Genomic DNA, 20,287 nt, shown 5'->3' on the forward strand with positions numbered 1-20,287 from the left:
GGAATGTAAAAAAGTTCCGCGGTTCATCGTGCGTACAGGTCAGTTCCCCGCGTCGAGCGCGTAGCCTGCCGAGCGCACCGTGCGGATGATGTCCGGCCGGTTGCCCTTGTTGATCGCCTTGCGCAGGCGGCGGATGTGTACGTCGACGGTACGCGACTCGATGTCGCTGTCATGCCCCCACACCGCATCGAGCAGCCGCTCGCGCGAGAACACCCAGCCCGGATGCTCGAGGAAATGCTTGAGCAGGCGGAATTCGGTCGGCCCCAGCTGGATCACCTCGCCGCCGCGACGGACCTTGTGGCCCACCGTGTCCATCTCGATGTCCGAATAGGTGAGCGCCTCGCCGGCCAGCGCCGGGCGCACGCGGCGCAGCACCGCGCCGACGCGGGCGACGAGCTCGCGCGGCGAGAAGGGCTTGGTGACATAATCGTCGGCGCCGGTTTCCAGCCCGCGGACGCGATCTTCCTCTTCGCCGCGCGCGGTCAGCATGATGATCGGCACGTTCGCCGTCTCCGGCATGCGGCGCAGGCGGCGGCACACCTCGATGCCGGACAGGCCCTCGACCATCCAGTCGAGCAGCACGATGTCCGGCGTCGCTTCCTTGGCGAGGAGCAGCGCTTCCTCGCCATCGGGGGTGTGCTTCACTTCATAGTCTTCGCGCTTGAAATGCCAGGTGACGAGCTCCGCGATCGCGGCATCGTCTTCCACCAGCAGCATCTTGACCCGTGCCATATGTTCCCCTCAGCTCCCGCTGCTTTCGCCGGCTTCCGCATCGGCGAGATACTGCCCGGTCGCGGCAAAATAGACCATTTCGGCGACGTTGGTAGCGTGGTCGCCGATCCTCTCCAGATTCTTGGCGACGAACAGCAGGTGCGCGACCTGGCTGATCGTGCGCGGATTCTCGACCATGAACGTTACCAGCGTCCGGAAGATCGAGTCGTAGAAGTCGTCCAGCGCGGTGTCGCTGGCATGCACTTCCGCCGCCGCCTTGGCGTCGCGCGCCGAGAAGGCGTCGAGCGCGGCGCGGACCATGTCGGCGGCGAGCTGGCCCATCGCCGGCAGGATCGAGACCGCCTCGATCCGCTCCTCGCCCTCGGCATGGATCATCGGCACGCGCTTGGCGATGTTCTTGGCATAGTCGCCGATCCGCTCGATCACCGCGGCGATCTTCATCGCGGCGATCACCTCGCGCAGATCGTCGGCCATCGGCGCGCGGAGCGCGATCACGCGGACGACGAGCTTTTCCAGCTCGGCCTCCATCGCGTCGATCTGCTTGTCCTTCTTGCGCACGGTCTTGGCCAGCGCCTCGTCGCCGCGCTGCAGCGCCTTCATCGCGTCGTAGATCGCCTGCTCGGCAAGCCCGCCCATCTGCGAGATCAGCGCGCGCAGCTGGCTGATGTCCTGATCGAACGCCTTGACCGTGTGTTCGTGGCCCGATGCCATCAGCCGTACCTTCCGGTGATATAGTCCTTCGTGCGCTCTTCGCGGGGCGCGGTGAAGAGGTTGTCGGTCTCGCCATATTCGACCAGCTGGCCGAGATGGAAGAAGGCGGTGCGCTGCGACACGCGGGCCGCCTGCTGCATGTTGTGGGTGACGATCACGATCGCGTAGCGGCCGCGCAGCTCGTGGATCAGCTCCTCGATCTTGGCGGTGGCGATGGGGTCGAGCGCGCTGGCCGGCTCGTCCATCAGGATCACTTCGGGATCGACGGCGATCGCACGGGCGATGCACAGCCGCTGCTGCTGGCCGCCGGAAAGCGCGGTGCCGCTGTCGGAAAGGCGGTCCTTCACCTCTTCCCAGAGCCCCGCGCGCTTCAGCGAGCGCTCGACGATCGCCTCGAGGTCGGTCTTGGACGCGGCCAGCCCGTGGATGCGCGGGCCATAGGCGACGTTCTCGAAGATCGACTTCGGGAAGGGGTTGGGCTTCTGGAACACCATGCCGACGCGGGCGCGCAGCTGCACCACGTCCATGTCCGAGGCGTAGATGTCCTCGCCGTCCAGCGTGATCTCGCCGGTCACCCGCGCGCTGGCGATGGTGTCGTTCATCCGGTTGAAGGTGCGCAGGAAGGTCGACTTGCCGCAGCCCGAGGGGCCGATGAACGCGGTGACCTTGTCCATGTCGATGTCGATCGACACGCCCTTCACGGCATGGTTGTCGCCGTAGAAGACGCTGACGTCGCGGGCCGACATCTTGTGGGGGGCGGGGGAGGGGGCGGTCATTACCAGCGGGTCTCGAACTTGTTGCGAAGGTAGATGGCGAGCCCGTTCATCGCGAGCAGCACCGCGAGCAGCACGAGGATCGCGGCGCTCGTCTTCTCGACGAAGCCGCGGCTAACTTCGTCCGACCAGAGGAAGATCTGCACCGGCAGCACGGTCGCCGGATCGGTGAAGCTGCCGGGCGGCGTGACGATGAAGGCGCGCATGCCGATGAGGAGCAGCGGCGCGGTCTCGCCCAGCGCGCGCGCCATGCCGATGATCGTGCCGGTGAGGATGCCGGGCAGCGCCAGCGGCAGGACGTGGTGGAACACCACCTGGATCGGGCTCGCGCCGATGCCGAGCGCGGCGTCGCGGATCGAGGGCGGCACACCCTTGATCGCGTTGCGGCTGGCGATGACGATGACGGGCATGATCATCAGCGCCAGCGTCACGCCGCCGACCAGCGGCGCCGAGCGCGGCAGCATCGGGCCATAGACATGGCCGCCGATCTGCCAGGTGCCGAGGAACACCGCGAGGCCGAGCAGGCCGAAGATGATCGAGGGCACCGCCGCGAGATTGTTGATCGAGACCTCGATCAGGTCGGTCCAGCGGTTCTTCGGCGCATATTCCTCGAGATAGATCGCCGAGAGCACGCCCACCGGAAAGGCGATCAGGAAGGTGATCGCCATGGTCAGCAGCGAGCCCTTCAGCGCGCCCCAGATGCCGACCGCGACCGGATCGGTCGAATCCGATTCGCGCAGGAAGGTCCAGTTGAAGCGCCGCGAGATCGCGCCCTGCTGCTGCAGCCGCGCCACGCCCGCTTCCATCGCGGGATCGCCGTCGCCGGCCAGCGCCTGATCGAAGCCGGTCGCGGCGGGCACGGCGAGGGTCACGCGCCGATCGAGCAGCGAGGGATCGCGCTTCACGGCATCGCGCACGCTCAGCCAGGCGCTGGGTGCGAGATAGGTCGCGCCCTCGGGCCCGAAGGCGGCGACGGCGGCGTTGTCCACCGCATCCTCGATGCCCGCACTGGCGAGCGCGAGATCGGCGGCGGGGCCGTTCAGCTGCGCCCGGGTGACCTTGAGCTGCGCGGCCTTGAGGTCGATCGGCAGCGCCAGCTCGGTCACGGTGAAGCCGCGCCAGCCCTGCGCCACCATCGTTACCAGCAGGAAGGCGAGGAATGCTGCCGACAGGATCACCGCGCCCGCGCCGAGCATGCGGAAACGCCGCTCGGCCGCGTAGCGGCGGCGGATGCGCTTCTGCATCGCCGCGCCCTTCCAGTCGGTCGGCCGGCGCTCGGCTGCGATGTCGGCGGGCTTAGTCATAGGCTTCGCGATACTTCTTCACGACGCGCAGCGCGACGATGTTGAGCAGCAGGGTGATGACGAACAGGGTGAGGCCCAGCGCGAAGGCGGCGAGCGTCTTGGGGCTGTCGAACTCGGCCTCGCCGGTCAGCAGGTCGACGATCTGCTTGGTGACGGTGGTCGCGCTCTGGAGCGGGTTGAGCGTGATCGTCGCGGCGCCCGAGGCGGCCATCACCACGATCATCGTCTCGCCGATCGCCCGGCTGACCGCGAGCAGTACGCCCGCCACCACGCCCGGAAGGGCCGCGGGAACGAGCACGCGCGAGATCGTCTCGCTGGTGGTCGCGCCCATCGCCAGGCTGCCGTCGCGCATCGCGGTGGGCACGGCGGCGAGCGAATCGTCGGCCATCGAGGAGACGAACGGGATGATCATCACGCCCATCACGAGGCCCGCCGCCAGCGCGCTTTCGGACGAGGCGAACGGGTCGCCCAGCGCTACCGCCAGCTTGCGCACCGCCGGCGCGACGGTGAGCGCGGCGAAATAGCCATAGACCACGGTGGGCACGCCGGCGAGCATCTCCAGCGTCGGCTTCATCCAGCGCCGCGTCGTCGCCGAGGCATATTGGGTGAGGTACACCGCGCTCATCAGCCCGAACGGGATGGCGACCAGCATCGCGATCACCGCGCCGATGAAGAAGGTGCCCCAGAACAACGGCACCGCGCCGAGCGACGCGCCGGGGTTCTTCGCGTCGATCACCTGCGGGCTCCAATGGGTGCCGAACAGGAACTGGGTGATCGGCACCTGGCCGAAGAAGCGGGTCGATTCCCAGAAGAGCGAGGCGAAGATGCCGAGCGTCGTCAGGATGGCGATCAGCGAAGCGACCAGCAGGCCCAGCATCAGCGTGCGCTCCACCTTGGAGCGGGCGCGGAAATCGGCGCGGATACGGCTGAGCGCGAAGGCCGCGCCGGCAAAGGCAAGGAGGATCGCCGCGCCGGTGCCTGTCCAGGCATAGCGGTTGCGGGCCTCGCGCACCACCGGCGCGAGCTGTTGCGCCAGCGGGTCCGCCTCGGCGGTGTAGGGGTTCTCGGCGACCGCGCGTGCCTGGGCCAGTACCGAGTCGCGTTCGAAGCTGAAGTCGGAAAGCGCGGCCGCGGCCGGGCTCTGCAGCACCGTCTGGCGGACCAGCCCCGGGCTGATCGCCGACCAGAGGGCGAGGAACAGGAGCGGCGGCAGCACCGTCCACATGCCGACGAACCAGCCATGCTGGATCGGCAGCGAATGGAGCCGCTTGGCGCGCCCGCGATCGAAGCGCATCGCACGTGCCCGCGCGACCAGCCAGCCGATCAGCCCGAGGCCCAGGATCAGGAATAAAAGCGCGAGCGAATTCACCGGCGAAACATCTCAGCGAAACAGGGGGTGGCGTGCGGAATCACTTGAGCGTTGCCGGATCGAGCGGGGTGAGATCGGCGACGCGCTTCGCCATGGCCGCGCGAACCGCCTCGGGGGAGGCGATCAGGCCGCGCTTCACCAGCGGGCCGCCGGGCGCCCAAAGCGTGGTGTAGAGCGTCAGGAAGTCCTTCAGCCCCGGCACCGCCTTCAGGTGGCGCTTCTTCACATAGAGATAGAGCGGCCGGGCGCCGGGATATTGGCCGTCGGCGATCGTCGCATAGGTCGGCGCGACGCCCTCGATCGGCACGCCGTGCAGGCGGTTCTGATTCTCTTCGAGATAGGAATAGCCGAAGATGCCCAGCGCGTTGGGATTCTGCGCCAGCCCTTGGACGATCAGATTGTCGTTCTCGCCCTTGTCGACATAGGGGCCGTCGTCGCGGATGCGGCGGCATTCCGTATCATATTGGGCGGGATCCGCTTCCGCCTTGAGCTTGGTCGCGTTCGGATCGGCTTCCAGGCAGCCCGGCGCCAGCATCAGCTCGACAAAGGCGTCGCGGGTGCCGCTGGTCGAGGGCGGGCCCATCACCAGGATCGGAATGGCGGGGAGCGCCGGGTTCACGTCCTGCCAGGTGCGCGCGGTGTTGCGCTTGCCGAGCGGATTGGCAGCGAGCGCCAGATAGATGTCGCGCTTGCTCAGGCGCAGCTTCGGTCCCTGGTTGGACTCGGCGAGCGCGACGCCGTCGAGGCCGATCACGATCTCCAGGATCTCGCCGACCTGGTTCGCTTCGCAGCGATCATATTCCTTGCGCGTCATCCGGCGCGAGGCGTTGGCGATGTCCGGGAACTGCGCGCCGACGCCCTCGCAGAAGCGGCGGATGCCGGCGCCGCTGCCGATCGATTCCACGACCGGCGCCTTGCGGCCGCTGCGCGCGTTGACAAAGGCTTCGGCGACGGCGGTGGTGAAGGGATAGACGGTCGAGGAGCCGACCACGCGGATCTCGCGCGTCGCATTGCCGTCGCACGCCGAAAGGGCGAGCGTGCCGAAGGCGATCAGCGCTAGACGACCCAGCATCGTCACTTTGTGCTCCCCGAGGATGGCGGTGTTTTGGAATGCGGAGTCTGCGCTTTGCCCCGCGCTTCGCCCATCCGGCACTCCCGTTACGACTTTATGACACTCGGCTCGATCGGCAGCCGCACGGCAACGGTGGTGCCGACACCGACGGTGGAGCTGATGTCCAGCCGCCCGCGGTGGCGCTCCACCACATGCTTGACGATCGCCAGCCCCAGCCCGGTGCCGCCCAGCGAGCGGCTGCGTCCCGAATCGACACGATAAAAGCGCTCGGTGAGGCGGGGGATGTGCTCGGCCGGGATGCCCTCGCCCTGGTCGGTCACGGCGAAGCGCACCATCGTGTCGCCCTCGCTGCGCAGCGAGACGGTGACCGGCGTGCCGGGCTTGCCGTACTTCATCGCATTGCCGATCAGATTGTGGAGCAGCTGGCTCAGCTGGGTACGGTCGCCGCGCACCGGCGCCACTGCCTCGATCTCGGTCACCACATCGGCGGCGCGGGGGCTGCCGGACAGCTCGGCGCAGACCTGCGGGATCAGATCGCCCAGCGCCACCGACTCGGCCGGCGCGCGATATTTCTCCGCCTCGATCCGGCTCAGCGAGATCAGGTCGCTGATCAGCCGGTCCATCCGCCGCGCCTCGTCGTGCATGATCTTGAGGAAGCGGGCGCGGATTTCCGGCTCCTCGCCCGCGCCGTCGGCCAGCGTCTCGACATAGCCGAGCAGCGAGGCAAGCGGGGTGCGCAGCTCATGACTGGCATTGGCGACGAAATCGACGCGCATCCGGTCCGCCTGATAGCTGCCGGTGCGATCCACCAGATGGACGACGCGCTCGCCGGTCTCGAGTGTGCGGACCCGCATTTCCCAGCGCTGCTCGCGGGTGCCGAGGCCCACCAGGTGGATCGGGGCGGCGCTGTGATCCTCGGCGGGATCGAGCAGCCGCTCGGCCGCGGCCGGGTGGCGGATGGCGAGGCGCACGTCCTCGCCCAGGATATGCTCGCCGAGCAGCGCGCGAGCGGCGGCATTGGCGGCAATGACCCGGGTGGTGGCGATCACCAGCACCGGCTCGGCGATGGCCTCGATCACCTCGCCGAAGGCGGGCTCCTGGTCGGTGGCCAGCGCGTCGGCTGCCGGGGGCGGGGCGGGATCGCCGCCGATCGCGACCACCAGCACCGCCGCCACGGCGCCGACCAGCATCACCAGGGCTATCTGGAGCTCGCCGGTCACCAGCAAGCCGACCAGCGCCGAAAGCACGGCGACACCGAGCGCGAGAATCGTGCGGAAGCGGGCAGCCGAGAGCATGTGCGCCTTCTAGCGCCCGATCGTCCCAAGACGAGCCTCTATTTACGATTGCGAAATGGGCGGAAGCGCAGAACAAGGGGGCATGGACGATCCGAAACCCGAAGACCTGCCGACCCGTCGGCGTGCGCTGATGCTGGGCGCGGCGAGTGCCGCGGCGATCGTCTCGATCCGCCCGGCGCTGGCGCAGACCAACGCCTCGATCCTGCAATGCGAGATTCCGGTCACCGATCCGGCCCGCGCGGGCAGTTATATCGCCTCAGACGGGAGTGTCGTACCGGCGCGCACCCCGGGCGCGTTCCCCGCGCCGGGGCGCAATTTCAAGGCGCAGGACGTCAAGCGCGCGCTGAACGGCGGCACCCTGCCGGGCACCGATCCCCAGGCCAGCCGCGCCTATACCAACTATATCCGCCGCCTGCAGCGCGGGACCAGCGGCTTCACCTGCTTCGCCTCGCTGCAGATGCCGCGCGGCTGACGGCGCCGGCGGTGTTCTATCGCGCCGCCGATCCCGCGACCCTGCGGGTCGTGCCGCTGGATGCGCTGACGCTCGTCTACCACCGCGCCTCGGGCATCACCCATATCGTCGATGCGCCGGTGCCGGAGATTCTCGACATCCTGGCCGAGGGCCCGCGCGACGTGTCCGGGCTGCTTGCGGTGCTCGCCGCGCGCTTCGACCTCGCCGATCCCGATCCGGCGGCGCTGGCGGTGCGGCTGGACGAGCTGGTCGCGGCGGGTCTGGTGGAGCGGACATGCGCCATCTGAAGCTGCTGCGCATCGGGCCGCTCGGCTTCCGCATCGGCAGCCATTGGCGAGAGCCCATCGCCGCGCTGGACGATCTCTACCGCGACTATCCCGGCCCGCAGGACGGCATCGCGGATTTCAACGTCCACCTGTTCGCCGCGCGGCCCTGGCGGCGGGTGCTGCGCCCCTCGGTGCACATCGCCGGCGACTTCGTGATCCCCGATGCGGCGCCGCTGCCGCTCGCCCAGGGGCTGCTCGCCGCCGAGATGGGGATGAACCTGCAGATGGCGCTGGGGCTGCGGCGCTACCTGCTGCTCCACGCCTCGATGGTCGAGCGCGACGGGCGTGCGGTGCTGATGACCGGCATTTCGGGGGCGGGCAAGTCGACGTTGGCGGCGCTGCTGATGGCGCGCGGCTGGCGGCTGATGGGCGACGAATTCGCGCTGATCGACTGCGCGACGGGGCTCGCCCACGCCTTTCCCCGCCTGGTCAGCCTCAAGAACGAGGCGATCGACGTGGTCGCGCAGGCGCTGCCGGGCGCGCGCTTCGGGCCGCTGCTGGAGGGCACGCCCAAGGGCGCGATCCGCCACCTCGTGCCCGACCCGCGCGCGATCGCCGCGATGGACGCGCCCGCCGCGCCCAGCCTGCTCCTGTTTCCGCGCTTCGGCTTCGCAGCGGCGGAGCGGCCGGTGCTGCCGAGCGAGGCGTTCGTGCGGCTGACCCAGTCGTCGACCAACTATGTCACGCTCGCCGAGCGCGGCTTCGATGCGCTGACCCGGCTGGTGCAGACCGTGCCTTCCCGCGCGATCGACTATCCCGATGCCGAGACCGCCATCGCCATGGTCGAGGCGCTGGCATGAACCCGGCGCTGCTCCTGGCGCGGGTGCTGCGCGATCCTGCCGCGATTGCGGGGCTCTCGGCGCCGGAGTGGAACGCGCTCTGGGCGGTCGCCCGCGCCGAACAGCTAGCGGGGACGCTCGCCCACCGGATCGCCGGGCTGCCGATACCCAAGGCGGCGGCGCGGCTGGTGGCGGACGCCGTCGCCTCGGCCGAGCAGGGCCGCACCGCCGCGCTGTGGGAAGCCGAGATGGCGCGCCGGGCGCTGGCCGGCCTCGATGTGCCGGTGGTGCTGCTCAAGGGTACGGCGTTCGCGGCGGCGGGGCTGTCGCCCTCGGTCGGGCGGACGATCGGCGATCTCGACATCCTCGTGCCACGCGACGCGATGGCCGAGGTCGAGGCGGCGCTGCTCGCCGCCGGCTGGGAATGGGTGAAGCCCGATCCCTATGACGACGCCTATTATCGCCGCTGGATGCACGAGCTGCCGCCGCTGATCCACCGCGACCGCGACAAGATGATCGACGTGCACCACACGATCCTGCCGCTCACCGCGCGCATCCGGCCGGATGCGGCGGCGCTGCTGGCGGGGAGCGTGATGCTGGAGAACGGCCTGCGCATGCTTGGGCCCCAGGACATGCTCTGCCACGCCGCCGCGCATCTGTTCGCGGACGGCGATCTGGCCGGCGGCATGCGCAACCTTTGGGACATTCACTGCCTGCTCGGCGAATTCGGCTTCGACGGGCTGGCGGAACGCGCCGCGCAGCACGGGCTGGGTGCGGCGATGGGCCGGGCGGTACGGCAGTCGGCGCGGCTCTACGGCACCGAGGCACCGGCCGAATGGCAGGGCTGGGATGCGCTCGACCCGCTGTTCCACCGCCGGCTGACGGCGCGGGACCGCTGGGGGCGCTCGACGCGCAAGGCGGTGCAGCTCGGCTTCTACCTCCGCTCGCACCTGCTGCGGATGCCGCCGGCGATGCTCGCGCGGCACCTCTGGACCAAGTGGCGCAAGGGCTACCGGCCCGTCTGATAGCCCAACGGCCGTCATTCCGGCGAAAGCCGGAATCCATTGGCTTCACCGGCTCGGCTCCTGCCGCGAACCGAGAGGCGAATGGATCCCGGCTTTCGCCGGGATGACAGAGCGGGGAGCGGAGCCGATGCTGGCCGATGCTGATCGACCCCGCCCCCCTTTTGAGACTCAGAAGGTCGCGACCTTGACCATGAACCGCACGTTGCGGCCCGGCTGGATCACCAGGTCCTTGTTGAGCGAGGCGGCGTTGCGCTGCACCTCGTCGGTCAGGTTCTGGCCGATGATCGCGAACTCGATCCCCGGCTGCGACTTGAACGGGCGCCAGGCGATCTGCGCGTTGAGATTGTTGTAGCCCGGCGTCTCGGTGTCGAACGCGCCGAACTTGGTCTGCTTGCCCGAATGGGTGAACTGCACCGAGGCATCCCAGATCGGGCTCAGCCAGTTGACTCCGCCGCCCAGGCGATAGGGCGGGATGCGCGGCACGTTGCCGCCATTGTCCAGCGTCGCGCGGGTATAGTCGGCCAGCGCGGTCAGCTGCAGCGTGCGGTCCTTCGCGTGGAACAGGTCGTAGCTCGCCTTGCCTTCGAGGCCGCGGAAATGCGCGCCCTGCTGGCGATAGTTGAGCTCCTTCAGGTCGCCGTCGCCGCCCACCGCGCAGGTGCCGTCGTCGTCGCAGGTGCGGCCCGTCAGGTCGCCATAGATATAGTTGTCGAACCAGGTCGAATAGGCGCTGCCGTCGAAGTGGAAACGGTCGAGGTTCACGCGCACCGTCGCCTCGATCGAGTTGGCGCGCTCGATCTTCAGGTTCGGATCGCCCGTCTCGAAGGTGTTGGGGCCGTCATGCCCGCCACGCGCGAAGAGCTCGGTGATCGCCGGCGCGCGGCCGGTGCTCGATCCGGTGAAGCCCAGCTTCACATGGCTCCCCACGTCGAGCAGCGCGCCGATGGCGCCGCTCACCGGGGTGAAGTCGCGCGACGTGAAGACGTTCGATGCCGGCGTGCCTTCCTCGCGGACATGCTCGACGCGGCCGCTCGCCTGGAGGTGGAGGGTGTCGGTCAGCGGCACCTCGGTGAACAGGTACGCCGCCTCGCTCTGGGTGGTGGTGGGGAACAGATAGCTGCTGTCCTGCCCGATCGCCGAGAATTTGCGGTTCTGCACCTCGAAGCCGATCGCCGAATTGCGGATCGGGCCCAGCGGGTTCAGCAGGAATTCGAGGTGGCCGTCGAACTCCTTGTTGCGGAACGTCGTGTCGATCGTGCCGTCCGGTTCCTTCTCGTCATGCGTATAGTCGGCATAGCTCGCGTCGAGGTTGATCGTCTTGAGCGGGCCGGCGTTCACCACGAACACGTCGCGCGACATCACCTTGGTCTGGCGCATGTCGATATAGGTGGTGTCGCTGGGGATGCCGTACTTCGAGTTGTACTGGCTTACCGACAGGCCGACATGGCTCGCATCGTCGCCGCCGAAGAAATACGAACCGCCGACCGAGCCGCCATGGCCGCGGAAGAAGCTGTTCTGCTGGGTGCCGAGCGGCGTGTCGTAATTGCCGGCGTCGCGGTAGAAGCCGTCGGCGTGGAGTGCGACCGAGCCGAGCTTGGCATCGACCAGCGCGCCGCCTTCGCCGACATTGGAGACGGTGCCGTAGCTGCCCACCGCCTCGGCCGAGAGGGTCTCGCTCGGCAGCTTCATCGGCACGCGGTTGTTGATCACGTTGACCACGCCGCCGATCGCCTGGCTGCCGTAGCGCAGCGTGCCGGCGCCGCGGACGACCTCGATGCTCTGCGCGGCGAAGGGATCGACCGGCATGCCGTGATCGGGGCCGATATCGGACACGTCGGAGCTGCTCGCGCCGTTTTCCAGGATGCGCACGCGCGTCGCGTCCATGCCGCGGATGATCGGCCGGCTGGCACCGCTGGCGAACGTCGTCGCGGCGATGCCCGGCTCCTGCGCCAGTGCGTCGCTGATGCTGGCGCCCCCGGCGCGCAGGATCTGGTCGCGATCGACATGGGTGACGATGGTCGGCACTTCGTCGCTGGCGACCGCATAGGGCGCAGCGGTGACGATGATGGTGTTCTTGTCGTTCGCCTGCTGCGGATCGTTGTCGGCAAAGGCATGGGGAACGAACGCGACGACGGCGGCGCCGGCGAGAAGGGCAGTACGCATGGGGGTAACACTCCGAGAACCTGGGGGCACGCGCCGGTGGTCCGGCGGTGCTTAATCGTTGATCAGGCGGTGCGGAGTGCGGGGGGCGCACGGCTGCGCCAGGCATGCGAGCGGAGCAGGCGAGCCGCCGGCGTCGCGGTGAGCGGCTGGTGCCAGGCGGCGGCCGGTGCGGGCAGCGCGAATGCGGGGCCCGACGCGGCAAGATAGGCGCCGGCAGTCGCCGCTTCGGCACAGAGCGGGCAATCCTGGTCGTCGCCGCCGCGCTTCGGCGCGTGGTGCGCATGCGGCGCGGCGCTCCAGCCGGCACCCTCATGGACGTGCGCCCGCACGATCCCCGCCTGCCAGCATAGCGCGAACGCCAGCAGCAGCGCCGGCAGCAGCCGGACAAGGGAACGAAGAGTGCGGGAAACACGCATTTCCGATGCCGTACTGCAGCATCGGGAATGTTTCAATATATCATGCGTCTCAAATTGTATCGATCGCGATGGAGCGATCGGCCAAGGCCAGCGGCGCATGGCGGTGCGAGACGAGGACCAGCCCGGTCCCGGTCGCGTCGAGCCAGCGGTGCAGCCGCGTGACGAGTTCGGCCTCGGTGGCGGCGTCGAGCCCTTCGCTCGGCTCGTCGAGCAGCAGCCAGGGCCGTCCGGCGAGCAGCGCGCGGGCCAGCGACAGCCGTTTGCGCTCGCCGCCGGACAGCGTGCCGCCCGCCTCGGCCACCGGCGTGTCGAGTCCGGCGGGCATCGCCGCAACGCTGGTGTCGAGGCAGGCGGTGTGGAGCGCCGTCCACATCTCGGCCTCGGCAATGCCGGGCCGGGCGACGCGGAGATTGTCGCCGATCGAGCCGGCGATCAGCACGGCGTCCTGCGGCGACAGGGCGCACTGGCGGCGGAGCGTATCGGCGGGCACCTGGTCGAGCGGGGTGTCGTCCAGCGTCAATTCGTGCACCGGCGTGCGCAGCCCCGCCAGCGCCTCGATCAGCCGGGTCTTGCCGGTGCCCGAGGCGCCGGTGACCGCGACGCGATCGCCGGGAGCAAGCCGGTGCGTGCCGAGCGTGATCGGCTGCGCGGCGGCCGCAGCGGCCGGGGCGGAGGGGAGATCGCCGGGCAGGTCGGCCAGCGTGGCGAGTCGGGCGAGACCCTGCTCGACGCGGGCCTGGCGCAGCGCGGTGCGGGCGAAGGCGGCCATCGCCTCCACCGATGCGGCGGCGGCGAGCAGCGCCAGCGCGCGGATCGGGGCGGATCCTTCGGCGAGCGCGAAGACCAGCGCGGCGGCGAGCGTGCCATAGCCGGCGAGCAGCCCCGCCACGATGCCGTCGCCGCGCGCCAGTGCCGCGCGTGCCCGGTCGAGCGGTCGGGACAGTTCGGCGATCGTCTCGGCCACGCGCGGGGCGAGGCCATAGGCGATGATCTCGGGCCGGGCGGCGGCATAGTCGACGAAGGCGGTGCGCAGCGCGCCGAGGGCTTCGGCCGCCTCGGCGGCGGGGCGGGTGGTCAACCGCCGGGCGGCGAGGGTGAGCAGCGGCGGCAGGGCGGCGAGCAGCAGCGCCAGCGCCAGCGCTGCCTTCCATCCGGCGAGCGCGACCAGCGCGACGGCGAACAGCGCGGCGGCAAGGCTGGCCGGGCGGCTCGGGCGGCGGACGACCAGATCCTCGAGCGCCTCGATATCGCCGATCAGCCGGGCACTGGCGTCGCCGCCGGCAAGGTCGGGCGCGGTGCGGCTGTCCTGTGCGGCGAGCGTCCCGAACAGCTGGCCGCGCAGGTCCGCCATCGCGGTGAGCGCGGCCTGATGCGACAGCAGGCGTTCGCCGTAGCGGCCTGCAGTGCGCAGGATGGCGAGGCCGCGGATCGCCGCACTCGGGATCAGATAGTTGAACGCGGCGACGGCCGCCGCGCCGCTCGCGCCGGCAATCGCGGCACCGGTGAGGAACCAGCCGGACAGTGCCAGCAACAGGATCGCGGCGAGTCCGGCGATCGTCGCGCAGGCCAGCGCCTGGCGCAGCGTGCGGCGTTCGGGGGCGGTGAGGGGGAAGGGGGTCACAGCGTCACCTCGGCATCGGCGGCCGCGATCAGGCGCGGATCATGGGTGGCGACGATCACCGCGCGTTCGGCGGCGACGACGCGGAGCAGCGCGGTGATCGCGGCGGCGGATGCGTCGTCGAGATCGGCGGTGGGCTCGTCGGCGAGCAGCAGCGGGCGATCGGCGAGGAGCGCGCGGGCGAGGCCGAGTCGCCGCCGCTCGCCGCCCGACAGGCCGGAGCCGCGATGGTCGAGCAGCAGGTCGAGGGTCGCACCCCGCTGGGCAAGCATCGCGCCAAGACCGACGCGGCCGATCGCGACGCGCAGGTCCGCGTCGGCGGCGTCCGGTGCGGCGAGCGCGAGGTTGTCGCGCAGGGTGCCGGGGAGGATCAGCGGATGCTGTGCCGCCCAGGCGATGGCGTGCGGCGAAAGCGGCGTGATCGTGCCGCCGCTCGGCACGATCTGCCCCGCGATGGCGGCGAGCAGACTGGTCTTGCCGCTGCCGGTGGGGCCGGTCAGCGCGAGCAGCCCGGTGGTGCCGATCGACAGGTCGACCGGGCCGATCGTGCGGCCGGGCCAGGCGATCATCAGCGCGCTAGCCTCCACCCCGGCGAAGACGGCCGGTGCGGTTGCGGCAGGCGCGACCTCCGGCACCGCCGCGATCGCCGTTCGCGCTGCCTCGCCGAGCTGCTTGTCGTGATAGGCCGCCGCCAGCCGCCGCATCGGCAGGTAGAATTCGGGCGCCATCGCCAGTGCGAAGAACGCCTCGCGCAGCGTCAGCGTCTCCGGATCCGGGAAGGGGAGCAGCCCCAGCAGGCTGAAGCCGCAATAGACCGCGACCAGCGCCACCGCGAGCGCCGAGAAGAATTCGAGCACCGCGCTCGACAGGAAGGCGACGCGGAGCACCGCCACCGTCCGCTCCGCGACGTCGCGGGTGGCGACGCGGACCTGGCGGGCGATCCGCTCCTCGGCGGCGAAATGGCGCAGGATCGGCAGGGTGCGGATGCGATCGACGAACAGGTCGGAGAGATTGCCCAGCGCTTCCAGCTGGCGTTCCGACGCGCGCTTGGCCGCCGTGCCCGCGAGGATCATGCCGAAGACGAAGGGCACCAGCGTGCCGAGCAGGATGCCCGCGGCGACCAGGCTGGCGCAGGCGATGATCGCCACCGCCACCAGCGGCGCGGCGGCGGCTGCCACCCGGGCGGGGACGAAGCGCGTTTCATAGCCTTCGATCGTCGCGACATGGTCGATCGCCAGCGTGGCCGATTGCCCGCTCGACGGCGCCGCGCCGCTGCCGAGCAGCCGCTCGACCAGGTTGCGGCGGAGCGGCGCGGTCGTCGCCTGCGCGCCGCGCACCGCCAGCATCGGCACGCCCCAGGCGGTGGCGGCCCGCACCAGCCCGCCGCCGAGCATCGCCGCGAAGGCGGCCCCCGGCACGGCGTGCCCGGCCGCTGCGGCGGCGACGCCGTCGGCAATACCCCAGGCGAACAATGCCGCCCCGCCCAAGTCGATGATCCAGGCGAGCCCGGCCTGTTTTTGAAGCGCCATATGAGACAAAATGTACAAGCGATTTCCGCAGTGCAACGGAATAGGGGATATCCCGCATAGGCGGTGGCGCCACCGAAGCCTAGGCCGCGAACACCGGCTCTTTGCTGAGGACACAACTATGGATATGGCAGTCGTAGAGCTGTCGCGCCTGCAATTCGCGCTGACAGCGATGTACCACTTCCTGTTCGTGCCGTTGACGCTGGGCCTTTCCTTCATCCTCGTGATCATGGAAAGCGTCTATGTCGTTACCGATCGCCCGATCTGGAGAGACATCACCCGTTTCTGGGCCAAGCTATTTGGCATCAACTTCGTCCTCGGGGTCGCAACCGGGCTGACGATGGAATTCGAATTCGGGACCAACTGGTCCTATTACTCGCACTATGTGGGCGACATCTTCGGGGCGCCGCTGGCGATCGAAGGTCTGATGGCCTTCTTCCTCGAAGCCACCTTTGTCGGCCTGATGTTCTTCGGCTGGGATCGCCTGTCGAAGCGCCAGCATCTGATGGTCACCTTCCTCACCGCGCTCGGCACCAATTTGTCGGCGCTGTGGATCCTCGTCGCGAACGGCTGGATGCAGCACCCGGCGGGGGCGGTGTTCAACGCCGACACGATGCGCATGGAAGTCGTCGACTTCATGGCGGTGATCTTCAATCCTGTCGCCCAGGCGAAGTTCGTCCACACGGTCAGTGCGGGGTATGTCTGCGCCAGCGTGTTCGTGCTCGGCGTCTCGGCCTATTATCTGCTGCGGGGGCGCCATCTGGAGCTCGCCAAGCGCAGCTTCGCGGTGGCCGCGGCATTCGGCCTCGCGGCCTCGCTGTCGGTCGTCGTGCTCGGTGACGAGAGCGGCTATGCGCTGACCGACAACCAGAAGATGAAGCTCGCCGCGATCGAGGCCGAATGGCACACCGAGGCGGCACCGGCCGGCATCACCGTGTTCGGCTTCCCCTCGAACCAGGGTCGCGAGACGCTGTTCCAGGTGAAGGTGCCTTATGTGCTGGGCCTGATCGGCACGCGCAGCCTCACCGGCCAGGTGGAAGGCATCTATCCGCTGGTGGGCAAGGCCCGGCTGCGGATCGAGAACGGCCTGATCGCCTATGACGCGCTGCAGACGCTGAAGACCGATCGCACCAACATCGCCGCACGGGCGAAGTTCGAGGCGACCAAGGGCGATCTCGGCTATGCCCTGCTGCTGAAGCGCTGGGTTGCCGATCCGCGCCAGGCCAACGAGGCACAGAAGGATCGCGCCGCCTGGTCGACCGTTCCCAACGTGCCGGCGGTGTTCTGGCTGTTCCGCGGCATGGCCGCACTCGGCTTCTTCTTCATCGCCTTCTTCGCCGCCGCGCTCTACTACGCCAATTCGCGCCGCTTCCACCGCAAATGGTTCCTGCGCGCGGCGATGTGGGTGATCCCGCTGCCCTGGCTCGCAATCGAGTTCGGCTGGGTCGTCGCCGAAGTGGGGCGCCAGCCCTGGGCGGTCGATGGCGTGCTGCCGACCTTCCTTGCCACCTCGAGCCTGACCGTCCCCGCACTCTGGACCACGATCATCGGCTTCACGGCGATCTATGGCCTGATGGCAGTGATCGAGTTCCGCCTGATGCTCGCCAGCATCAAGCACGGGCCCGAGACCTACGAGCCCTGGCAACCCCGCCACGACGCGGTGCCCGATGCACCCGCGCCGCGGCCGCTCCACGCCGTTCCCGCGGAATGAGCGCGAGCAAGGAGAAAGAACATGTCCATCCCGCTCGATTATGAAATCCTGCGCCTGATCTGGTGGGCGCTGCTGGGGGTGCTGCTGATCGGCTTCGTGCTGACCGACGGCTTCGACCTGGGAACGGCGGCGCTGCTGCCGTTCGTGGGCCGCACCGACGAGGAGCGCCGCATGGTGATCAACACCGTCGGCCCGACCTGGGAAGGCAACCAGGTGTGGTTCATCCTGGGGGGCGGCGCCATCTTCGCCGCCTGGCCGTTCGTCTATGCGGTCAGCTTCTCGGGCTTCTACCTCGCGATGTTCCTCGTGCTGGCGGCGCTGATCCTGCGGCCGGTCGGCTTCAAGTACCGTTCCAAGCGCCCCGACGCCGCCTGGCGGTCGCGCTGGGACTGGGCGCTGTTCCTCGGCGGCTTCGTGCCGGCGCTGGTGTTCGGCGTCGCGGTGGGTAACGTGCTGCTCGGCGCGCCCTTCCGCCTCGATAGCGATCTGCGCTCCTTCTACGAAGGCACGCTGCTCGGCCTGTTCACCCCGTTCAGCCTCGTTGCCGGCCTGCTCTCGGTGGCGATGCTGGTGCTCCACGGCGCCGGCTGGCTGAGCCTCAAGGCCGAAGGCGTGGTGGTGGAGCGCGCCCAGCGCTTCGGCACCGTCGCGGCGATCCTCGCGATCGTGCTGTTCGCGGTCGGCGGTGCGTTCGTCGCCTATGGTGACATGGGCTATCGCCTGGTCGGCGTCGTCGATCCCAATGGCCCGTCCAACCCGCATCTGATCCAGACGGTGAAGGCGCCGGGCGCGTGGCTGAGCAACTATGGCGCCCATCCCTGGATGCTGATCGCCCCGGTGCTCGGCTTCCTGGGGCCGGTGCTGGCGCTGATCGGCCTCCGCGGCCGGAGCGGCACGCTGGTGTTCGCGGGGTCGTCGCTGGCCAATGTCGGCATCATCGCCACCGTCGGCCTGTCGATGTTCCCGTTCATCCTGCCGAGCGCGATCGACCCGGCCTCCAGCCTCACCGCCTGGAACGCCTCGTCGAGCCACCTCACGCTGTTCATCATGCTTGTGTGCACGCTGGTCTTCATGCCGATCGTGCTCGCCTACACCGCTTGGGTGTACAAGGTGATGTTCGGCCGCGTGACGGGGGAAGAGGTGCGCCTCAACCCCGACTTCTACTGAGGAGTAATTCCATGTGGTATTTCGCCTGGATCCTGGGAACCTGCCTGGCGGTTGCGGCCGCGGTGCTCAACGGCATCTGGCACGAGTTCCATTCGGACCCCGCATCGGACCTGACGGTGCTGGATTGAACCCCGAGGCCGCGCGATCGACTAGGCGATCGCGCGACCTTGCAGGAGGAGAGGGAAGGCGGCGGATCGACAAGGTCCGCCGCCTTTTCCTTGTCCGGCAGTTACATCGGATCGCCGTCGGCGCGGCGTTCGAAGATGGCGGCCAGTTCTAGGTGCAGGCGCTTGTGGCGCTCGTTGGGCGCGCGCTCGGCGCGGTCCCGCTCCTGCTCGGCACGCAGGCGGAAGTGGCTTTCAAGAGGGGCCTTGTGCGTGGCGTTCATCAATCGATCTCGTTGGGAGCTGCGACCTGTTTGCAACAATCTGGTCCTACAGGGCCGCAAACGCCATTCCGTAGAAGTCACGGTCTGTACCGATACAGTACGGGCACGACGCCGCGCCGATACGCCGCGCGGTTTCGAGCAATCACGCGCAAGCTCCTGATCTGGCGGCTGGCGTCGAAGGCGGGCCTCGTTCGCACGCGATTCGCCCCCGGAATCTACGCCGAGCAGCTGGCCGGCGGCCTGTGTCGTAGTGGAACAGGTCGGGGCACCGCCGGGTTGAGGAATACCCTCCCACCTGCCCAGGAGCCCGTTCTTGCAGCGAATCCTCGATCCCCTCCCGACCGGGGTGACGAGCCTTGCGATCCTGCTCGCGGCGATCGGCGCGGCGCTGCTGCTGCACCGCATCGTCTTCGCGCTCGCCCGCCGGGCGTCGGCGCGCACCCGAACCCAGCTGGACGACATCGTGATTCGCCGGCTGTACCGGCCGGGACGCTGGCTGCTGGTGGCGATCGCCCTGTCCTTCGTCCAGCCCGGGCTCGAGCTGAGCGCCGCCGGTACCCGCGCCTGGACTCAGGCGACGGGGCTGCTGGTGCCGGGGCTGATCGGCTGGATGCTGGTCGCGCTGCTCGGCGTGCTGTTCGACTGGGTGCTGCTGCGCGCCGATGTGAGCGTGGCCGACAATCTCCGCGCCCGGCGGTGGCGCACCCGCGCTTCGATCCTGCGCCGCGTGATCATGTTCGTGGTGCTGGCGATCACCTTCTGTCTGATGCTGATGAGCATCCCCAGCGTGCGCAGCATCGGCGTGACGCTGATCGCCTCGGCCGGCCTCGCCGCGCTGGCGGTGGGCGCAGCCGCGCAGCCGGCGCTCAAGAACCTGATCGCCGGGGTGCAGATGGCGTTTTCGGAGCCGATCCGCCTGGACGACGTGGTGATCGTCGAAGGCGAGTGGGGGCGGATCGAGGATATCCGCCTCACTTATGTCGTGATCCGCCTGTGGGACGAGCGGCGGCTGGTGGTGCCGGTGGCGCAGTTCCTCGAAAAGCCCTTCCAGAACTGGACGCGCGAGACCAGCCAGCTGCTCGGCAGCGTGTTCTGGTATCTCGACCCGGCCGCCGACATCCCCCGGCTGCGCGCCAAGCTGGAGGAACTGGTCAAGGCCAATCCGCGCTGGGACGGGCGCTTCTGCAACCTCCAGGTAACCGACGTGAAGCCCGAGGCGATCGAGGTGCGCGGGCTGATGACCGCCAAGGACGCCTCGACCGCCTTCGACCTGCGCTGCGACATTCGCGAAGGGCTGCTCGCCTATATCCGGCAGGAGATGCCCGAGGCGCTGGTCCGCACCCGCGGGCTGCTGGAGTTCAAGCCATCGCGCGTGGAGAGCGATTCCTTATTCTAGAGCCGTCCTCCCGGCGGAAGCCGAGATCCGGTCGCCGCTCGGCC

At 69.2% G+C, this 20,287-nt stretch carries 20 protein-coding genes; 8 read left to right on the plus strand and 12 right to left on the minus strand.

Translation table 11 applies throughout. The features are described 5' to 3' along the window. Positions 1-39: 39 nt before the first annotated feature. From phoB to QZ814_RS05705, 7 genes are all read right to left on the minus strand, one after another. Entirely contained in the window at positions 40-732 is a 693-nt protein-coding gene (gene phoB / locus QZ814_RS05675) for a phosphate regulon transcriptional regulator PhoB (RefSeq protein ID WP_064314091.1), read from the minus strand. 9 nt (positions 733-741) lie between these two features. Continuing rightward, complete coding sequence (gene phoU, locus QZ814_RS05680) at positions 742-1,443, minus strand: phosphate signaling complex protein PhoU (protein WP_294330112.1); 702 nt, start codon at positions 1,441-1,443, stop codon at positions 742-744. Beyond that, positions 1,443-2,219, minus strand: coding sequence for a phosphate ABC transporter ATP-binding protein PstB (gene pstB / locus QZ814_RS05685; RefSeq protein WP_294330113.1), 777 nt, complete (start codon positions 2,217-2,219; stop codon positions 1,443-1,445). Before pstB ends, phoU begins: the two co-directional genes overlap by 1 nt. After that, positions 2,219-3,520: a phosphate ABC transporter permease PstA gene (gene pstA / locus QZ814_RS05690; RefSeq protein ID WP_294330114.1), complete on the minus strand. Its 1,302-nt coding sequence runs from the start codon at positions 3,518-3,520 to the stop codon at positions 2,219-2,221. The genes pstB and pstA overlap by 1 nt, the downstream gene beginning before the upstream one ends. Next, complete coding sequence (pstC, locus tag QZ814_RS05695; RefSeq protein WP_294330115.1) at positions 3,513-4,889, minus strand: phosphate ABC transporter permease subunit PstC; 1,377 nt, start codon at positions 4,887-4,889, stop codon at positions 3,513-3,515. Before pstC ends, pstA begins: the two co-directional genes overlap by 8 nt. A 40-nt stretch (positions 4,890-4,929) precedes the next feature. Beyond that, the gene (locus tag QZ814_RS05700; protein ID WP_294330487.1) at positions 4,930-5,961 is read right to left on the minus strand and encodes a substrate-binding domain-containing protein; all 1,032 of its coding nucleotides are present in this window, start codon (positions 5,959-5,961) and stop codon (positions 4,930-4,932) included. An 86-nt stretch (positions 5,962-6,047) separates the two neighbouring features. Then, positions 6,048-7,256, minus strand: a complete 1,209-nt coding sequence (locus tag QZ814_RS05705) for an ATP-binding protein (RefSeq protein WP_294330116.1) — start codon at positions 7,254-7,256, stop codon at positions 6,048-6,050. An 82-nt stretch (positions 7,257-7,338) separates the two neighbouring features. On the opposite strand from QZ814_RS05705, the gene QZ814_RS05710 reads away from it, so the two are divergent. From QZ814_RS05710 to QZ814_RS05725, 4 genes are read left to right on the plus strand one after another with little or no spacing between them, the layout of a single operon-like run. Next, positions 7,339-7,728 (plus strand): hypothetical protein, encoded by a 390-nt coding sequence (locus QZ814_RS05710; protein WP_294330117.1) that lies wholly within the window; start codon positions 7,339-7,341, stop codon positions 7,726-7,728. Between the two features lie 11 nt (positions 7,729-7,739). Next, entirely contained in the window at positions 7,740-8,015 is a 276-nt protein-coding gene (locus tag QZ814_RS05715; RefSeq protein ID WP_294330118.1) for an HPr-rel-A system PqqD family peptide chaperone, read from the plus strand. Next, complete coding sequence (locus tag QZ814_RS05720; protein WP_294330119.1) at positions 8,003-8,854, plus strand: HprK-related kinase A; 852 nt, start codon at positions 8,003-8,005, stop codon at positions 8,852-8,854. The genes QZ814_RS05715 and QZ814_RS05720 overlap by 13 nt, the downstream gene beginning before the upstream one ends. Then, the gene (locus tag QZ814_RS05725) at positions 8,851-9,858 is read left to right on the plus strand and encodes a nucleotidyltransferase family protein (RefSeq protein WP_294330120.1); all 1,008 of its coding nucleotides are present in this window, start codon (positions 8,851-8,853) and stop codon (positions 9,856-9,858) included. Before QZ814_RS05720 ends, QZ814_RS05725 begins: the two co-directional genes overlap by 4 nt. Before the next feature lie 168 nt (positions 9,859-10,026). Here the strand turns inward: QZ814_RS05725 and QZ814_RS05730 are convergent, their stop codons facing one another. The 4 genes from QZ814_RS05730 to QZ814_RS05745 all read right to left on the minus strand — a co-directional run bounded on the left by QZ814_RS05730 (position 10,027) and on the right by QZ814_RS05745 (position 15,584). Beyond that, entirely contained in the window at positions 10,027-12,021 is a 1,995-nt protein-coding gene (locus tag QZ814_RS05730; RefSeq protein ID WP_294330121.1) for a TonB-dependent receptor, read from the minus strand. A 62-nt stretch (positions 12,022-12,083) separates the two neighbouring features. Next, positions 12,084-12,437, minus strand: a complete 354-nt coding sequence (locus tag QZ814_RS05735) for a hypothetical protein (RefSeq protein WP_294330122.1) — start codon at positions 12,435-12,437, stop codon at positions 12,084-12,086. A gap of 49 nt (positions 12,438-12,486) precedes the next feature. Next, positions 12,487-14,058, minus strand: coding sequence for an ATP-binding cassette domain-containing protein (locus tag QZ814_RS05740; RefSeq protein ID WP_294330123.1), 1,572 nt, complete (start codon positions 14,056-14,058; stop codon positions 12,487-12,489). After that, complete coding sequence (locus tag QZ814_RS05745; RefSeq protein ID WP_294330124.1) at positions 14,055-15,584, minus strand: ATP-binding cassette domain-containing protein; 1,530 nt, start codon at positions 15,582-15,584, stop codon at positions 14,055-14,057. Before QZ814_RS05745 ends, QZ814_RS05740 begins: the two co-directional genes overlap by 4 nt. A gap of 118 nt (positions 15,585-15,702) precedes the next feature. Between QZ814_RS05745 and QZ814_RS05750 the strand changes: the two genes are divergently transcribed. From QZ814_RS05750 to cydX, 3 genes are read left to right on the plus strand one after another with little or no spacing between them, the layout of a single operon-like run. Further along, positions 15,703-17,292 carry a cytochrome ubiquinol oxidase subunit I gene (locus tag QZ814_RS05750; protein ID WP_294330125.1) on the plus strand — a complete coding sequence of 530 codons (1,590 nt, stop codon included), beginning with the start codon at positions 15,703-15,705 and terminating at the stop codon, positions 17,290-17,292. 21 nt (positions 17,293-17,313) lie between these two features. Further along, positions 17,314-18,459, plus strand: a complete 1,146-nt coding sequence (cydB, locus tag QZ814_RS05755) for a cytochrome d ubiquinol oxidase subunit II (protein ID WP_294330126.1) — start codon at positions 17,314-17,316, stop codon at positions 18,457-18,459. 11 nt (positions 18,460-18,470) lie between these two features. After that, positions 18,471-18,587 carry a cytochrome bd-I oxidase subunit CydX gene (cydX, locus tag QZ814_RS05760; RefSeq protein ID WP_264607953.1) on the plus strand — a complete coding sequence of 39 codons (117 nt, stop codon included), beginning with the start codon at positions 18,471-18,473 and terminating at the stop codon, positions 18,585-18,587. A gap of 101 nt (positions 18,588-18,688) precedes the next feature. Here cydX and QZ814_RS05765 read toward each other — a convergent pair whose 3' ends face one another. Further along, on the minus strand, positions 18,689-18,847 hold the full coding sequence (locus QZ814_RS05765) for a hypothetical protein (protein WP_294330127.1): 159 nt from the start codon (positions 18,845-18,847) through the stop codon (positions 18,689-18,691). 313 nt (positions 18,848-19,160) lie between these two features. Between QZ814_RS05765 and QZ814_RS05770 the strand changes: the two genes are divergently transcribed. Next, positions 19,161-20,243, plus strand: coding sequence for a mechanosensitive ion channel domain-containing protein (locus tag QZ814_RS05770; protein ID WP_294330128.1), 1,083 nt, complete (start codon positions 19,161-19,163; stop codon positions 20,241-20,243). Positions 20,244-20,287 lie beyond the last annotated feature (44 nt).

The organism is uncultured Sphingomonas sp., from assembly GCF_913777625.1.
Classification (GTDB): Bacteria; Pseudomonadota; Alphaproteobacteria; order Sphingomonadales; family Sphingomonadaceae; genus Sphingomonas.

Coding starts and splice junctions, on each gene's coding strand:
- phoB (WP_064314091.1), bottom strand. CDS start 732: ATGGCACGGGTCAAGATGCTGCTGGTGGAAGACGATGCCGCGATCGCG.
- phoU (WP_294330112.1), bottom strand. CDS start 1,443: ATGGCATCGGGCCACGAACACACGGTCAAGGCGTTCGATCAGGACATC.
- pstB (WP_294330113.1), bottom strand. CDS start 2,219: ATGACCGCCCCCTCCCCCGCCCCCCACAAGATGTCGGCCCGCGACGTC.
- pstA (WP_294330114.1), bottom strand. CDS start 3,520: ATGACTAAGCCCGCCGACATCGCAGCCGAGCGCCGGCCGACCGACTGG.
- QZ814_RS05700 (WP_294330487.1), bottom strand. CDS start 5,961: ATGCTGGGTCGTCTAGCGCTGATCGCCTTCGGCACGCTCGCCCTTTCG.
- QZ814_RS05705 (WP_294330116.1), bottom strand. CDS start 7,256: ATGCTCTCGGCTGCCCGCTTCCGCACGATTCTCGCGCTCGGTGTCGCC.
- QZ814_RS05710 (WP_294330117.1), top strand. CDS start 7,339: ATGGACGATCCGAAACCCGAAGACCTGCCGACCCGTCGGCGTGCGCTG.
- QZ814_RS05720 (WP_294330119.1), top strand. CDS start 8,003: ATGCGCCATCTGAAGCTGCTGCGCATCGGGCCGCTCGGCTTCCGCATC.
- QZ814_RS05725 (WP_294330120.1), top strand. CDS start 8,851: ATGAACCCGGCGCTGCTCCTGGCGCGGGTGCTGCGCGATCCTGCCGCG.
- QZ814_RS05730 (WP_294330121.1), bottom strand. CDS start 12,021: ATGCGTACTGCCCTTCTCGCCGGCGCCGCCGTCGTCGCGTTCGTTCCC.
- QZ814_RS05735 (WP_294330122.1), bottom strand. CDS start 12,437: ATGCGTGTTTCCCGCACTCTTCGTTCCCTTGTCCGGCTGCTGCCGGCG.
- QZ814_RS05745 (WP_294330124.1), bottom strand. CDS start 15,584: ATGGCGCTTCAAAAACAGGCCGGGCTCGCCTGGATCATCGACTTGGGC.
- QZ814_RS05750 (WP_294330125.1), top strand. CDS start 15,703: ATGGATATGGCAGTCGTAGAGCTGTCGCGCCTGCAATTCGCGCTGACA.
- cydB (WP_294330126.1), top strand. CDS start 17,314: ATGTCCATCCCGCTCGATTATGAAATCCTGCGCCTGATCTGGTGGGCG.
- cydX (WP_264607953.1), top strand. CDS start 18,471: ATGTGGTATTTCGCCTGGATCCTGGGAACCTGCCTGGCGGTTGCGGCC.
- QZ814_RS05765 (WP_294330127.1), bottom strand. CDS start 18,847: ATGAACGCCACGCACAAGGCCCCTCTTGAAAGCCACTTCCGCCTGCGT.